Annotated in this window: 14 protein-coding genes; 3 read left to right on the top strand and 11 right to left on the bottom strand. The window is 47.1% G+C overall.

Annotation, left to right across the window (positions count from 1 at the left end; all coding sequences use genetic code 11):
* Window positions 1-29 precede the first annotated feature (29 nt).
* The 3 genes from ACN0W5_RS12505 to ACN0W5_RS12495 form a co-directional block, all read right to left on the bottom strand.
* Complete coding sequence (locus tag ACN0W5_RS12505) at window positions 30-707, bottom strand: 50S ribosomal protein L11 methyltransferase (protein WP_417454431.1); 678 nt, start codon at window positions 705-707, stop codon at window positions 30-32.
* Between the two features lie 167 nt (window positions 708-874).
* Entirely contained in the window at window positions 875-2,005 is a 1,131-nt protein-coding gene (locus tag ACN0W5_RS12500) for a vWA domain-containing protein (protein WP_417454430.1), read from the bottom strand.
* Window positions 2,006-2,166: 161 nt separating this feature from the next.
* Window positions 2,167-2,913, bottom strand: coding sequence for a CARDB domain-containing protein (locus tag ACN0W5_RS12495; protein WP_417454429.1), 747 nt, complete (start codon window positions 2,911-2,913; stop codon window positions 2,167-2,169).
* A gap of 228 nt (window positions 2,914-3,141) precedes the next feature.
* Between ACN0W5_RS12495 and ACN0W5_RS12490 the strand changes: the two genes are divergently transcribed.
* The 3 genes from ACN0W5_RS12490 (at window position 3,142) to ACN0W5_RS12480 (ending at window position 4,621) form a co-directional block, all read left to right on the top strand.
* Entirely contained in the window at window positions 3,142-3,552 is a 411-nt protein-coding gene (locus tag ACN0W5_RS12490) for a DUF3010 family protein (protein WP_417454428.1), read from the top strand.
* 105 nt (window positions 3,553-3,657) lie between these two features.
* A complete protein-coding gene (locus tag ACN0W5_RS12485; RefSeq protein WP_417454427.1) occupies window positions 3,658-4,134 on the top strand; it encodes a hypothetical protein in 477 nt (158 codons plus the stop codon).
* Window positions 4,127-4,621: a hypothetical protein gene (locus ACN0W5_RS12480; protein ID WP_417454426.1), complete on the top strand. Its 495-nt coding sequence runs from the start codon at window positions 4,127-4,129 to the stop codon at window positions 4,619-4,621. Before ACN0W5_RS12485 ends, ACN0W5_RS12480 begins: the two co-directional genes overlap by 8 nt.
* Window positions 4,622-4,631: 10 nt before the next feature.
* Here the strand turns inward: ACN0W5_RS12480 and guaD are convergent, their stop codons facing one another.
* From guaD to xdhA, 8 genes are all read right to left on the bottom strand, one after another.
* A complete protein-coding gene (gene guaD, locus ACN0W5_RS12475; protein WP_417454425.1) occupies window positions 4,632-5,954 on the bottom strand; it encodes a guanine deaminase in 1,323 nt (440 codons plus the stop codon).
* A gap of 414 nt (window positions 5,955-6,368) precedes the next feature.
* On the bottom strand, window positions 6,369-7,436 hold the full coding sequence (locus tag ACN0W5_RS12470; RefSeq protein WP_417454424.1) for a BMP family ABC transporter substrate-binding protein: 1,068 nt from the start codon (window positions 7,434-7,436) through the stop codon (window positions 6,369-6,371).
* Window positions 7,437-7,618: 182 nt separating this feature from the next.
* Window positions 7,619-8,539: an ABC transporter permease gene (locus tag ACN0W5_RS12465; RefSeq protein WP_417454423.1), complete on the bottom strand. Its 921-nt coding sequence runs from the start codon at window positions 8,537-8,539 to the stop codon at window positions 7,619-7,621.
* A gap of 5 nt (window positions 8,540-8,544) precedes the next feature.
* Window positions 8,545-9,630, bottom strand: a complete 1,086-nt coding sequence (locus tag ACN0W5_RS12460; protein ID WP_417454422.1) for an ABC transporter permease — start codon at window positions 9,628-9,630, stop codon at window positions 8,545-8,547.
* Window positions 9,627-11,219 (bottom strand): ABC transporter ATP-binding protein, encoded by a 1,593-nt coding sequence (locus tag ACN0W5_RS12455; protein WP_417454421.1) that lies wholly within the window; start codon window positions 11,217-11,219, stop codon window positions 9,627-9,629. The genes ACN0W5_RS12460 and ACN0W5_RS12455 overlap by 4 nt, the downstream gene beginning before the upstream one ends.
* A 92-nt stretch (window positions 11,220-11,311) precedes the next feature.
* A complete protein-coding gene (gene xdhC, locus ACN0W5_RS12450) occupies window positions 11,312-12,322 on the bottom strand; it encodes a xanthine dehydrogenase accessory protein XdhC (RefSeq protein ID WP_417454420.1) in 1,011 nt (336 codons plus the stop codon).
* Window positions 12,322-14,676 carry a xanthine dehydrogenase molybdopterin binding subunit gene (gene xdhB, locus ACN0W5_RS12445; protein ID WP_417454419.1) on the bottom strand — a complete coding sequence of 785 codons (2,355 nt, stop codon included), beginning with the start codon at window positions 14,674-14,676 and terminating at the stop codon, window positions 12,322-12,324. Before xdhB ends, xdhC begins: the two co-directional genes overlap by 1 nt.
* A 4-nt stretch (window positions 14,677-14,680) precedes the next feature.
* A complete protein-coding gene (gene xdhA, locus ACN0W5_RS12440) occupies window positions 14,681-16,204 on the bottom strand; it encodes a xanthine dehydrogenase small subunit (protein ID WP_417454418.1) in 1,524 nt (507 codons plus the stop codon).
* Window positions 16,205-16,209: the final 5 nt, after the last annotated feature.

Here is a 16,209-nt window from a genome sequence, read left to right as displayed (position 1 = left end):
TTCAGATCTTTTTTCGTTTAGTGCACGTCTTAGTATTTGGCTTCTACCAGATAGACGATCTCGGAATGGACGCCGTTGATTTCAACAAAATGGGCATCACCTGTGCGTTGGTTATGTTCGACGCGATGCCAGAATTCCTGATAGTGGTCTCTGATTTCCGTTTGAAAGACGCCGATGATTTTATAGTTAAAGCCCTTGTTATGGGCGTAATTTGCGGCTTTGTTGATTGACGACAAGCTGGTTTGCAGAAAGAAAATTCGTCCGTCTTTTTTGAGCTTTGTAACGCTGAAATCAAAAAGATCCTGGATCATTTCGATGCCATAGATCCCTCCGCTGAAAAACTCTTTCCCGGATGCTTTTACAGTCGGTAGAGACGCAGGGTTAGAGATGATAAAATCATATTTTTCATCAATAACACTGTCATCAATGAGATGAGGTTGAAAATTAGAACAGTCATTTAAGGCAATGTTTTCTTTGCTTAAATCTACCGCATCTGGATCAATATCAAATCCGGTTACTGAATGCGCGCCCCGTTTGGCGGCATAGATGCCAAGTACCCCGGTGCCACAGCCAAAATCACAAATTCGCTGGTGCGAAAATTCCAGGTTTTCCAGATAGAGCAGAAGAAATTCAGAATAGCGAGTGACACGAATTTTCTCAGTTTCGAGAATGGATAGTTCCTGTAGCCCTGCACTGAATTTCTTCATATAAAATCACCGATGCTGTTTATCCGTTTTATCTGCTCGTTGCTCGTTGCTCGTTGTTTTCCATTACTTAGTGTTTCATGATATTGAGGATATCATATGGGTTTCCTTGATACTCACTATAACATATGGGGATGAATTTCGCTCTATCATCCCCAATCACGTATAGTTTAATAGAGTTGCTGCTTCAGTGTTTCCTGAACAGCGTGGTCAAATGAGTCCGTCTCGCCCTGTCTCTTTGCCTTTTCGGCGACGTAAGCATCATACTTTGTGATAAGCTTGCTCATGGCTTTTTCAAGCTGTTCGCGTTCTTCAAGTTTGGCATCGATATATGCCTGTTTTTCCCCCTCAGATTTATCCTGTAATTCTTTTGGAAGATTGCCGTCTTCAATTTTATCAAGCGTAACAGCGCCATTTTTGATATCAGCTACCAGATCGCCACCGCCTGTTATGACTTCCTTGACGGAAGAGCGTTTGGAATAAAACTTGGAATTTTCCACCTGTACAGAACTTGGTGCTGCTTCTTTTAGCTCCATTTTATCCTGCACAGCGGATTGTTCTGCCTCTGATCCATAGGGAACAACCGTGTCATCAATACGTTTTTGCAGGATAATGATATCACCATCGAAAGGTGTTTCGATAATTTTAATCTGCCCGCCATCCTGTGGAATGGGGATATAGCGTCCGTTACCCAGTTGGGCGATTTCTTTCCAGATTTTCTTGGTTTCTCGATCACCTCCGGCCTGTACAGCATTGACAATAATGCCTTCCTTTCTGGCCGTTTTGATAACGTCGGGGTATTTCGGGGCGTTGTCGTAATCCATGTGTGGCGGCGCATCCCCGACGAGGAAGACAATGCGTTGGGTATCTTCGCCTTTTGTCCAATCCAGTTGGCGAACAGACGCATCTAGGGCTTCATTGACAGCTTCGGGTGTATCACCGCCGCCATTGGCTTGGAAGTGAACCAGATTGCCATAAAGCCCCTGTATATCCGGGCTCATGTCATAAGACTTGATGACATAATCATCACCAATGTCCCGATATCCGATCAGGGCCATTTCGATATTGGCATTGGGGTGAATGTCCACGATGGTATTGGCGATGGACCAGATCTTGCGCTTTGCCCCGTCAATCAGATCGGCCATTGATCCGGTGGTATCCAGAACAAAGGCAACCTCTATGCGTGGTTGCGCCTGTTGATTATCTGCAAAGGCCGTAGAAGCCAATAAGGGGGACGTAAATCCATAAAGTGCTGTTGATGTTAAAAGCCCTGTCATTAATCCGCGTACTGATTTTTTCATCAGATTGGTCCTATCTTTTTGTGAGAATAGGTTTTCAAGATGAACGATTATTGTGGTGTAAAAGGGAGAGGAAAAAGGCAAGAAAAGGTTACTTTAAGGTGCAAATAAGACCGTGGAATAAACCCACAGTCTTATTTCCAAACTTAAATAGGGGTCAGCTTCTAGGTTGCTGGTCCCAAGCAACGGGCGTATTCCACATGATTATTTGCTTCGGAAACCTCATCAATGGTTGCGTGATAATCAGCAAAGAAACCAAAGCTTACTATGGGATGTGCGGTTGGTGACCAGGATACCGGATCAATTGGGTGTGACATCGCAAATTGTTGTCCGGGGGCGAGTGGCGGAACATTTAAGCTCTGTTGCGTTGGGTAGGTATCATTCCAAGGCTGACCAAGGGGAACATCAAATCCGACACTCACAACGCTCGCTGGGGCCATTCCTGTGCCGACATTTCTGATGAGCCAGCGAATGGATTGATTGCCGCCATTCCAGCTGCCGCAATAACCGCTGTTAGGCATGCCGTTTGTTCCTGCTGATGCAGGCAATACAACAAGGTCTGGCGTACCATTGGGCAGACCATAAACCGGACCATTACTTCGTTTGTTCAGGGATCTGGTCGGGGCGACGTTCTTTCTTTTCTGCACAATCGTTCTGGGCGCAGTGGGCCGGGGCGGCACAATAACTTTGTATTGTGTCCTTTTCGCGGACAATGATTTTGCAGTGGCTGTCCGTGGTGATGTCGTTGCCGCCGACGCGTTACGATTGCAGTTTTTCTGTGCTGACGTTTGCCCGCTAGCCTGAGTTGCACATTCTGCCATTACTGGTGTTGTTGATAATGTAATGTAATTCACGGCAACCAGGCCGGATGTAATGGCACAAAGAGTTTTCAGTTTTGGAATATTACTCATTTTTCGTACTCCTGTTTTAAAGTCAGGGCGGAAATCTGAGCCTTTTCCATTTCAGATATGGATGCTGAATTCCGCTGGATACCTAATAGGTCGGGCGTACAGAACATAAGGTTCAATTTATTTTTGTCTGATTGGTGATGGAATTATTCAAATCTTTGCAGATTGCGTTAACTGCTTTAAGAATAAATAGAATTATTACCCCCTTAACCCTTTAATGGTGGAATTCTGATGAAACTTTGTGGGATTGAGCTTAAAGGAAACGATGCCGTCTTCGTTGTTTTGGAAGCCAGCGATGCGGGACCAACACACATTGATTTTCCGACACGAAAAATAGCATTGGGGGACAGTGATAACGCTGCTGATGTCATCTGCTTTCAAAAAGAGATCGCAGCATTCTTTGTGAACAACAATATCTCTAAGGTAGCCATCAAAAAACGCGCCAAAAAAGGCAAATTCGCTGGCGGCCCCGACACCTTCAAAATGGAAGCTTTAATACAGGTTATTCCAGATCTGGAAGTAGAATTGGTGACGCCACAAGCCTTGGCCGCCATGGAGAAAAAGCAGGATATTATCTATCCAAACAGTCTGATGAAATATCAGGAAGTGGCGTATTTGGTTGGTGTCTGGTTGTTCAAGTGATTGTAAGGTTTGATCGTAATTTACGTGAACTATTGAGATGAATTGTATTAATGGACTTCTGAACTAATCCTTATCTCTCATCATTTGATAATGGAAGTTATTAGAATGGATTATACTGGAATTCTATACGGTAATGACAAGGAACAAGCAGAACAGAAAAGAGAACAGCTAGACGACAGGATGTTCAGAGTGTTTGTTGATGGCCATGCTGGTAAAGGAAACAAACAGACATATGAACAGGCGAAGTGGTGGTGGCGAAATGCAGGTGGAAAACCACTTGTTGTTGACGGCAGGGAATTAACAGTGTGGAGAACCAGTAAAAATAGTCAGATAGTAGCTCCTATGCCTCTTGATGATCTTAAAGTTCATGGTCATGTGTCCACCAATCCGGCGAATGGTCGAATATATGACGCAGGATATGATTTTGAACCCAAAGTAATGGCTATGCCCCAAAATGCAGATATTGTGGATAAAGTCAGGATCACTTCCAGAAATTTTTTAAATGAACTTGCGATAGATGAACATGGCAAGGGAACTCCTTTTAAAATCGTATATCGCTACGAGGACAAAGATTTTGAGTAAGATCAAAAGATATCTTATATATTTCAGTGTCATGCTTGGTTGGGGAATGCTTTATCTCGTTTTTCAGGCATTCAACTCTGATAAAGAATATTCCTATCACAATTTTACTCGGCCGGATAATTACACCATTCGTAGGGATGGTGATGTTATTATTCCGGCGACAGTCGTCGACCATGATATTATGCTTGGATATTACGTTGGTTTACAGCTTCCTGCGGAATATCTGGAATGTGATGGAGGACGTGACGGATATAAAATTCGTATCCGTAATGAGGAAAATTATTTCATTCTATCCACAGAGACAGGAGAAGCCCTCTTTTATAAATCCCGGGAAGAATTTGAAAGAAACCTCAAAAAATTGGGCCTCTATAACGATTTAGAGCTAGATTACACAGCTTTTAAGACTAGTTGGAAATATCTATCCAATGGCTATCACAGAATTGATTGGGACGACTGTGAGTTGACTGACAGCCGTCCCAATGGATGAAGATGAATATTTACCGCCTATACACCCGTTCCCCCGCCACATAGGTGGCTGAGATTGCACGGTCGTCGCCGAGGATCATGAGGGAGAAAAGGACGTCTTCGAGGTTTTCTGAAACTTCCTGACGGCTTTCAAGGACGGGCGTGGCTTTGGGGTCTAATACAACTATATCAGCGTACTTTCCGGCCTCTAGATTACCGATGTCTTTGTCTTGTTTGAGTTGCTTGGCATTGCCAAGGGTGGCGAGATAAAAGGCATCGTGGGCGGTAATTTTACGACCTTTGAGCATAGCGACTTTATAGGCTTCGCCCAGAGTTTGCAGCATGGAATAGCTGGTGCCGCCGCCGACGTCTGTGGCAACGCCGACACCCACGGGACGTTCCGGTTTGGACAGGTGGTCGATATCAAACAGGCCGGACCCGAGGAAGTTGTTGGATGTCGGGCAATGCACCACGGTGGAACCGCTTTCGGCAAGGCGCTGGCATTCCCGTTCAGACAGGTGGATACCATGGGCAAAGAAAGAATTTTCGCCCAACAGGTTAAAGTGATCGTAAACGTCAGTGTAATCCTTGGACCACGGGAACTGTTTTTGCACTGTGGCAATTTCTCCGGGGCTTTCCGACAGGTGGGTTTGCATCAAACAATCTGGATTATCTTTGTAGAGATCGCCTGTCACCTGTAGTTGTGCATCGGTCGAAGTAACGGCAAAACGTGGCGTGATGGCGTATTTTAGGCGACCCTTGTTATCCCATTTGTTGATTAGATCCTGTGAGTCCCTTGCCGCTGTTTCGGGCGTATCCAAAACAGCATCGGGTGCAAGCCTGTCCATCATTGTCTTTCCGGTGATCATGGACATGCCGCGCTTTTCAGCAGCGGCGAATAGCGTATCGGCACAGGCTTTGTGCACAGAGGAAAAGGCGAGGGCAGAAGTGGTGCCATTGGCAAAAAGGCGATCGAGGAAAATTTCTGCAGCTTTGGCAGCATATTCTTCAGAGCTATAGCGGCTTTCTTCGGGGAAGGTAAAGCGGTTGAGCCAATCCAGAAGGTCTTTACCGGGGGCCGCAAGAATTCTGTATTGCGGAAAGTGAATATGCGGATCAATAAACCCGGCCATAATGATTTTATCATCGTAATCATCACATGGCAGGTCTTTAAATTCATCCGGCAGTCGGGCAAAAGCGCCTTGCCAGAGTATACGCCCGCCTTCGCTGATAACCACAGCGCCCTTGGTTTCGTATTGAACCGAATTATCATCACCCTTGATGCGGGGATTATCGGTAAAGTTAACGGTCGCCCCGCGGAGTAGTTTGGCAGCTGTTTGATCTTTGTTCGTCATCATATGACCTTGGCGTTATCAGCCGGAAATTCGGCAGTTAATCTTCAATGCGATAAAGTATCTCTGTTTAAGAAAGTGTGGACACCTTTGACCGTGATTTACGCGCGGCTAATAGATGCCAAGTCTTTCCCAACAGGCACGACATAAATCCAAGGTTATCGACCTCTGCGGGTTTACCCACCAGACAACAGGCCTTGGGACTGTAATTTTGATTTTTTTATCTTGTTTGGATGGACGAATGAAAAGGTAACCCGTTTTAGGCCCTGATCTTTTCGATTATCCAGCTTATCTTTTTAAAGCTTATCTTATTATCTGGGCACCAACCCCCGATTTTTCAGGGGTTGGTGTTGTCCCAGTATTTTTCTTCAAGATGCCAAGTTCAAGATGTTAGGTTACTGGACACCTTTGTAACTTTTATTGTGGCAACTGATCGTCAACACCCTGAACATACCAGTTCATGCCAAGAAGATCGCCAACGGCAACTGTCTCGCCTTCTTTCACAGCAACAGAGCCGTCTTGTTTGGTGATTGGTCCTTGGAATGGGTGCAATTCACCAGACGTGATTTTGGCTTCAGTTTCCTGAGCCATCTTTTTCACGTCGTCTGGAAGGTTTGTGTAATCGGCCATCACAACCATCTTCTCGTTCAGGCCACCCCAAGTATCTTCGGATTTCCATGTACCATCCAATACAGCCTGTGTACGGTTTACATAGTAAGATGCCCAGTCATCGATAATGGCGGTCAGCTGTGCTTTTTCAGCAAAGGCATACATGTTTGACGCCTGACCAAAACCGTGAACACCCTGTTCCTGTGCGATTTGAAGCGGTGCTGTAGAATCAGTGTGCTGAGTGATAATATCAGCGCCCTGACCAATCAGAACCTTGGCGGCATCGGCTTCTTTACCGGGGTCAAACCATGAGTTTACCCAAACGACTTTCAGTTTGAAATCAGGGTTTACGGATTGAGCGCCAAGCATAAAGGCGTTGATACCACGTACAACTTCTGGAATTGGGAAAGAACCAATATATCCTGCTACACCAGATTTTGATTGTTTGGCAGCAATTTGACCAATGATGTAACGGCCTTCGTAAAACCGTGAAGAATAGGTCGAAACGTTATCTGAGCGTTTATACCCTGTGGCGTGTTCAAACTTTACATCCGGGAAGCGTTTGGCAACTTTCAGGGTTGGTTCCATGAAACCAAAGGAAGTTGTGAAAATTAGTTTGGACCCTTTACGGGCCAGACGCTCAATTGCACGTTCTGCGTCCGGACCTTCGGCAACTTTTTCAACATAAGTTGTTTCAATTTGATCGCCAAATTTTTCTTCGATGGCTTTACGTCCCTGATCATGTTGGTAGCTCCAACCGTGATCACCAACGGGGCCAACGTATATAAAACCAACTTTCAGCTTATCTGCAGCAGATGCCGGGACTATCGCGAGAGATAGTGCTATCGCGGCGGCAAATCCCAAGATTTTCTTCATGTGGGTTATCCTTCCCTGATTACTGAATTCCCTTGGGCAAGAGAACTCTTTGCGGCCGTTTCATTCTTTTGACGTCAACGCTGGCCGATGTATGCGATGACACCTGTATTAATTTCATTCTTCTCTCTGTTGGCCTCGCCTGAATTAACGCTTTGGGTGTATGGCTCAACAGGGAAATCATATTATCGATCGGGAACAAAGGTTTGACCGATACATGCTGGTGTATTTACACGAGTTAGCGTTTTGTTGCCAGAAATAATGACCAACGCAATGATGGTTACAACATAAGGCAATGATGACAGGAACTGTGATGGTATGCCAAAGCCAAGCGCTTGAACATAAAGGCCCATAATCCAAACGGCCCCGAACAGATAGGCACCAATCGCAAGACGTTTGGGCAACCACGTTGAAAAAACCACTAAAGCCAGTGCAACCCAGCCACGTCCGGCGGTCATGTTCTCAATCCACTGTGGTGTATAGGCGAGCGACAGATAGGCCCCGGAAAGACCGGAACAGGCCCCCCCGAACATAATACAGGCATAACGTACAGCGATCACATTGTACCCAAGTGCATGAGCTGAATTGTGATTATCGCCGACAGAGCGAATGATCAGGCCTATTCTGGTTTTAAACAGTACATAGGTCGTGCCAAAAATCAGAGCGATAGAGGTGTAAACAAGGATATCCTGTCCAAAGAGGATCGGCCCGACAAAAGGTATTGTACTTAGAAACGGAATGGAAAGCTGTTGTAGTTTTACGCCGGGAAGTCCAACAAATGATTCCCCGATAAGTCCTGATAACCCGAGCCCCAAAAGGGTGAGAGCCAGTCCTGTCGCAACCTGATTGGTGGCTAATGTTTGTGTCAGAATTGCAAAGAAGAAGGAGAGGGCAACGCCCCCAAGAACGCCAGCAAGAATGCCGATGTAGGGGTTACCTGTTGTGTAGGCCGCGGCAAATCCGCAAACAGCCCCCATAACCATCATGCCTTCGACACCAAGGTTGAGAACGCCGGATCTTTCGGTAACCAGTTCACCAATTGCTGCAAGGAGCAAGGGGGTTGAAGCGGTAATAATTGTCAAGATGACAGCTTGTGTTGCATCCATATGTCTTACTCCGCCGCTACTGATTGTTGTTTTGTTGAGCCCAGCATCTTTATCCGGTAGAGGATCAAGGTGTCACAGGCCAAAATGAAAAAGAGCAAGATGCCCTGAAAAACCTGTGCTGTTTTATCGGATACACCCAAATCAATTTGGGCGGCTTCTCCACCGATATAGGTAATGGCCAACATGACCCCGGCAAAAAGAACGCCGATGGGATTTAAGCGACCAAGGAAGGCCACGATAATAGCTGTAAAGCCATACCCAGGTGAAATGGTGGGCTGTAACTGTCCGCTTGGCCCCGCTACTTCGCCAATTCCGGCAATTCCGGCTAATCCGCCGGAAAGCAACAGGCAAAACCAGACGACCTTCTTTCTTGAGAAACCTGCAAAACGTCCTGCACGCGGGGAATTTCCGATGACCAGTATTTCAAAGCCTTTAAGTGTTCTGCTCATAAGAACTGTCAGGATCGCAACAACGATCACCGCAAGGATAATCCCGATATGGACACGCCCATCACCAAGCGTCGGCATAAGTTGCCAACCTTCAAAGGCAATAGATTGTGGAAAGTTAAAGCCTTTGGGGTCTTTCCACGGACCACGAACAACCCAATCTAGAAAGAGTTGCGCGATATAGACCATCATCAAAGATGTCAGAATTTCGTTGGCGTTAAATCTGTTTTTTAAGAAAGCAGGGATTGCGGCATAGAGCGCGCCACCCAAAGCGCCGAGCGTTATCATGGCGACGAGGGCAATTGGTGATTGCCATGATGTGAAAACGATCGGGATAATTGATCCCACAACCGCGCCCATGGTCAACTGGCCCTCTGCACCGATATTCCAGACGTTGGCCATGTAGCATACCGATAACCCGGCACCGATGAGGATGAGGGGAGCGGCCTTCACGAAGACTTCTTCAAGCGACCACATAGATGTCAAAGGCTCGATGAAATACACATAGAGTGCTTCGAAGGGGTTAAGCCCTTGAATAGCAAAAATGATGGCACCAGTAAGAACCGTTAGGGCAATCGCCAGCAACGGTGACATAAGGGTCATGAATTCCGAGTGTTCGGAACGTTTTTCCAACACGAGTTTCATGCGCTTACCTTTTCATTTGTCCCTGTTACATCAGGGTTTTTCTTCTCGTGAGCACCAGCCATCAGCAAGCCGATTTTTTCCAGTGTCAGATCGCCAGCGGGGAAAGCTTCTGAAAGCTGTCCGCGAGAGATAACCGCAATTCTGTCGGCTATTTCGAAAATTTCATCCAAATCCTGTGATATCACCAAAACCGCAGATCCAGCCAGAGCAAGGTCAATCATGGCTTGCCGGATCAAGGCGGCTGCCCCGGCATCGACCCCCCATGTGGGCTGGTTGATAACAAGTACCTTTGGCTTACGATCCAGTTCGCGACCCACAACGAATTTCTGTAGGTTTCCCCCGGATAATGACCTAGCTTCGGGATCAGGTTTGCCCTTGCGGACATCATAGTCCCGGGTGATCCGTTCGTTGATTGCAACGGCATTCTCACGGTTGATAAAGCCAGACTTTGACAGGCCAGCATCATCAGAATGACGGGTCAGAACGATATTTTCTGATAGGGAAAGTCCGGGAACAGCACCGTGCCCCAGTCGTTCTTCCGGCACAAATCCAGCTCCGTTGCGTCGGCGTTGGGTTATATTGTCCAAGCCACTGTCTCGTCCATCAATCTGTATTGTTCCGGCTGTGCCTGAGATGCGTTCCCCAGAAATAGCATCAAAGAGCTCTGACTGCCCGTTACCGGCAACGCCCGCAATGGCAACAACTTCACCCGCTTTGACATCCAGATTGATATCGACCAGAGAAACGCCAAAGGGACCATCGGCATCTTGGGATAGTCTGTTAAGTTTCAACAGGGTCTCGCCAGGTTTATGCTCTCTGTTTGCATTGATTGCATGAACATCAGCACCGACCATTAGTCTGGCGAGACTGGCTGCGGTTTCTTTCTGCGGATCCACCTGTCCAACAACTTTTCCCATTCGCAAGATTGTTGCATCGTGACAAAGCCGTTTCACCTCATCAAGACGGTGAGAAATGTAGAGAACGGCACAGCCTTCTTTTGCAAGGCGCTCTAACGTCAGGAATAGCTGATCAGCTTCTTGTGGCGTTAGGACGGCTGTTGGTTCGTCCATGATTAACAGACGCGGTTCCTGTAACAGGCAGCGAACAATTTCAATACGCTGCCTTTCACCGACGGAAAGGTCCGCAACCAATGCTGTGGGTTCTAGGGGAAGACCATATTCTTTGGAAACGTCGGAAATTTTTTGGGAAAGGTCTTTGATGTCTGTATCTTTGGGCAGGGCGAGGGCAATGTTTTCAACAACGTTCAAGGCTTCGAACAGGGAGAAGTGTTGAAAAACCATACCAATACCCAAGTTACGGGCCGCAGCAGGATTGGCGATGGACACTTCTTGCCCCAGCCAATGCAAGGAGCCTGTGGTGGGCTGTAAGGATCCGTAGATAATTTTGACAAGCGTTGATTTGCCCGCGCCATTCTCGCCGAGCAGCGCGTGAATTTCGCCCGGGGCTAGCTTCAGCGTGACATCGTCATTCGCTGCCAGATCCCCGAACATCTTGGTGATTCCGCGTGCTTCCAACAGATAATCTGTCGTTGCAGCTGTGCCGCCTTTTGTGGATACATGATCCCCCAATTGCTGGCCCTCCCAGTAAGCCTATGTTCCCAGTTCAGTAAGTTTTTAACTCTCCGGTTTTTAACTTACTAGTTTTTATTCATTTTTTTGTCTTATTGGACAAACTTTAGGGCTTTTTTATCCCTTACCAAGTCGATCCGATCATTAGAATCCAAGACTGTACCCTGTTGGGTTAACTCTTCATCCCTGATGAGTAATTCTGCTGTAACTGATGCGGCGATTGCCGCCGGGTGTTTTGATTTTATTCCGTGAATACCAATAGGACAGACGAGCTTGTTGATATTCTGGTTTGCCAGGCCGAATGATTTCAGACGGCTTTTAAAACGTGCTTTTTTGGTATCTGATCCTATAACACCGACATAGGCAAAGCGTTCGGCGGATAAGGCTGCATTGACCAAATCCAGATCAAGTGCATGGCTGTGGGTCATGATCACAATAAAGGTGCCGTCTGGCGCTGTAGCTAAGGTTTCCACAGGTGTTGGTGTATATATCTTTTCTACATTGCCGGGGGTAACAGATGGCAGGGCGTTGTGTCGTGAATCAATCCAGACAAGATCAAATGGTAGTGCAGCCATATTGAGCATCAAGGCCCGTCCGATGTGTCCCGCACCATAGAGATAAACCTGACGCTTCTTTTCGCCGAAACTTTCGAGAATATCTCCGTTGCGATCAAAGCTCAGTTTCTGTTGTGATTCCTCAGTTATCTTACGGACAACACGATCTGTGTTAAAACTGCCCCGTGTAGAAAAGGGTCCTGTTTCTTCCATAACTGCTAATTCTTTTACGTCGCTCAGTTGTTCTTTTGTAAAAATTTCGATGAGCAACTTTACTGCTCCACCACAACACTGCCCCAACTCTGGGCCAAGGGCATGTTGGCTAAAGTTTAGCAATGCTTTTTTGTTGCGCATGAGCTTTTGCGCGTCGGCCTGTGTGCGCCATTCAAGCGTGCCGCCGCCAATTGTTCCGTGAAAACCGCCATCTGGTCGAATAACCATGCGTGTTCCGGCTTCTCGCGGTGCAGAACCCAGCACCTCTGTCATGGTGACCATAGCGCAACAACCCGCGTCTTCCAGATGTTTTGCGATGAGCGACCAGACTTTCATTATTCTTCACCCATTATTTTTACACTGGCCTTTCTGTCTCGCTTCTTCATATCTTGAACGGAACGAAGAATATTCTCTGGTGTGGCTGGCGTGTTTATTTGCGGTACTTGTCCGGGAGAGAGCGAAGCGATGGCATTGGTTACGGCCGAGAAAACAGCCGTCGCCAACATGACTGGGGGTTCACCAACGGCTTTTGATCTATAGATTGTATCTTCTCTGTTTCCTGTTGAATTCCATAAGTTTACACGGAAATCTTCAGGTATATCCGACGCTGTTGGGATTTTATAGGTTGAGGGGGCGTGGGTCCGCAGACGTCCCTGATCATCATAGACAAGTTCTTCTGTGGTTAACCATCCCATGCCTTGGACAAAGCCGCCTTCGATCTGTCCGATATCTATGGCAGGATTCAGAGATTTTCCAACATCGTGCAGAATATCGATCCGATCCACTTTCATCTCACCCGTTAAGGTATCAATGGTAACCTCTGCACAACAGGCACCATAGGCAAAGTAGAGGAACGGGCGGCCGTCTTTAGTGTCTCTGTCCCACGTAATATGCGGTGTTGCGTAGTAACCCGTTGACGAAAGGGATACCCGTTCCAGAAAAGCCTGTTGCGTCAGTTCCGCAAAGGCAATTTCCTGGTCACCAACTTTTACCTTGTTATGGGCAAAGCTGATGGCTGTTTTATCAACTTGATAAAGTTTGCTCGCGAGTTCAGTCAATCGGTCTTTGATGGTTTGGGCAGCTTGTTTCGCCGCCATACCGTTCATATCAGAGCCAGATGAAGCGGCTGTGGGAGCTGTATTTGGAACTTTATCCGTTTTGGTTGCCGTTATTTGGACGTGGTCCAGATCAATGCCAAATTCTTCGGCGACCACCTGGGCAACCTTGGTATAGAGACCTTGCCCCATTTCGGTGCCGCCGTGGTTCACCTGTACAGATCCATCGGTATAGACATGAACAAGGGCACCAGCCTGATTGAGGTGCTTAAGGGTAAAAGATATGCCGAATTTTACCGGATTAAGCGCGAGGCCTTTTTTGAGGAAAGGGCTTTTTTCGTTAAAGGCGGCTATTTCTTTGCGACGGTTGCGATAATCACTGGTGCTTTCCAGCTCCGACACAAGTTCATCAAGGATGTTATCTTGAACCTGCATGCCGAATGGTGTGATATTGCGACCTTCATCGCCATAGAAATTGACCTTCCGCACGTCAAGCGGGTCCATACCAAGTTTAATGGCAATGGTGTCCATCATACGTTCAGAAAAGACCATACCTTGCGGACCACCAAATCCGCGAAAGGCGGTGTTGGAAACGGTATTGGTCATTACACGACGGGACAGGATACGTGCTTGCGGATAGTAATAGGAATTATCCGCATGAAACATCGTGCGATCGTTAACGCCAAGCGAAAGATCTGCGGAACAGCCGCAGCGGGAATTGAACTCAACGTTTACCGCTGTGAGCTTGCCTTGATCATCATATCCGGCTTGCCAATGACAGGCTTGATCATGGCGTTTTCCTGTCATAATCATATCGTCATCACGATCCAGACGCATCTTTGCCGGGCGTCCGGTGACATGGGCAACCAAGGCTGATAATGCGGCCCATTGTGCTGCCTGAGATTCCTTGCCCCCAAAAGCACCACCCATGCGGCGACATTCACAAACAACTGCAGCATCCTGAACGCCAAGCATTTTGGCAACGGTGTGTTGAATTTCTGTGGGATGTTGAGTTGATGAATGAACCAGTATCTCACCATCATCCCCCGGTATGGCCATGGCGATCTGACCTTCCAGATAAAAGTGTTCCTGTCCGCCAATATGGAAACTATCTGTGATTTTATTCGGGGAAGACGCAATCACTTCATCCGGCGAACCGCGTAAAAATTCGTAAGGTGGCAGGACAGATGCGTCTTTTTCAAGACCATCTTCCACAGTCACCATCGGCGTCGTTTCTTCTATTTCGATCTTGGCCAGTCTAGCGGCTTTTCTGGCCTCTAGGTGGCTTTTCGCAGCGACAGCAAAGATAACTTGCCCATGAAAGAGAATGCGTCCATCAGCAAGGATCATGTCATCGCCCATCGCCGGGCTACAGTCGTTAACCCCGGGAATGTCTTTGGCTGTTAAGACGGCGACAACGCCGGGGGCAGATTTTACAGCACTTAAATCGAGGCTTTTGATTTTACCGCAAGAGGCTTGTGCATAGCCGGGGGCGAGGTGAAGTGTGCCCAGCGGTTCACGAATGTCGTCGATATAGAGCGCAGTTCCCTTAATATGCCGTTCTGCACTATCGTGTTTGTTATTTTTACCAACGGTGACTGTGGGGGCGTTTGTTACAGGTGACTTATGAAGCATTTGGTTACACAGCCTCCCTTACATCAATGGCTCTGGCACCGATAACTCTTGTTTGATCGCTTTTATGACCAACTGTCTCGTTAGAAATTTCATGAAGCGCTTTAATCAACAGCCCCTTTGCGGCTTCCATTCGATAATCAGCGGACGCACGCATATCTGAAAGAGGGGTGAAATCCTGTTCCAAGTTTTGAACTGCGGTTTCCCACGTTTCGGAAATATTTAAATCAATACCTAGCAGGGCTTTCTCAGTATGCTTTGCTCGTTTGGGAGTACCCGCCATTCCGCCATAAGCGATGCGGGCCTGTGTTATTTTGTTATTATCAATGGTTATCTTGAACGCCGCGAGCAGGGCGGATATGTCTTGATCAAAGCGTTTGCTTATTTTGTAACTTCGAAAGATTTCATCCTCGGCAAGCTTTGGCACACGGATCTTGCTGACAAACTCGCCTTCTTCTCGGTCCTGCTTTCCATAGTCGATGAAAAAGTCCTCTAGATCAATTTCTCTGGATTGCGTTCCTTTTTGCAAGGATAGCTTGGCATTCAGGGCAATAAGTAACGGTGGACTGTCCCCAATTGGTGATCCGTTTGCGATATTGCCACCAATGGTGCCAGATGCCCGAACCTGTGTTGATCCGATCCTGCGAATAATCTCGGCAACATCTGGATCAATAGTCGCAAGTATTTCCTGTGCATCTGCGTAGGTTACACCAGCACCAATGATAACTTCATTGGTGTTATGGGTAATTTTTTGCAGTTCGACAACGCGTCCAATATGAATGATCTTAGGAAGGTCTCTCAGTTGCTTGGTAATCCACAGACCCACATCAGTTGCACCCGCGACGATCACCGCATCGGGATGTTTTTCGTAAATCGAGGCCAACGTTTTCGTGGATGCTGGTGCGGCAAAGAATTTTGCCTCATCCTCGATAAACAGATCTTCTTTGTCATCCAGTTCATTGAGTTTGGTTGTTCTTGCCTGTGCGTCTTGACGAAAGCGGTCTTCAGCTTTCCCGGTACAACTTTCCAAGGCGGCGTCAATGATAGGACGATACCCCGTACAACGACACAGATTTCCCGCGAGTTGATTGTTGATGGTGTCTCTGTCTGCTTTCATTTCCGCATGGTAAAGCGTGAAGAGCGACATAACGATGCCGGGGGTACAGAAACCACATTGTGATCCGTGGTGGCGCAGCATTGCATCTTGAACAGGGTGTAGTTGTTGCGATCTTTTGGCTTGGGAACCTTTAACCAGAGGCCCTTTTGAGAGATCATCAACAGTAATAATTTCCTTGCCGTCCATCATACCTAGCAATTGAATGCAGCTGTTCACAGCCTGATATTGTAGTTTCCCATCTTTCAGAGAACCGATTGCCACAGTACAGGCCCCACAATCGCCTTCACCGCACCCTTCTTTTGTGCCGCATGATCCTTCTCTCAGTCGTAAATAATCAAGCAGGGTTTCATTGGGATCGATATTATTAAGTTCGATCAGTTCACCGTCGCGAAGGAATTTAACGTCTTGCCGCATAACTG

This window comes from Kiloniella sp. (assembly GCF_048270245.1).
Taxonomy (GTDB): Bacteria; Pseudomonadota; Alphaproteobacteria; order Kiloniellales; family Kiloniellaceae; genus Kiloniella.
Note: the sequence above shows the minus strand (reverse complement) of the source record. Positions and strands in the feature narration are given on the sequence as shown.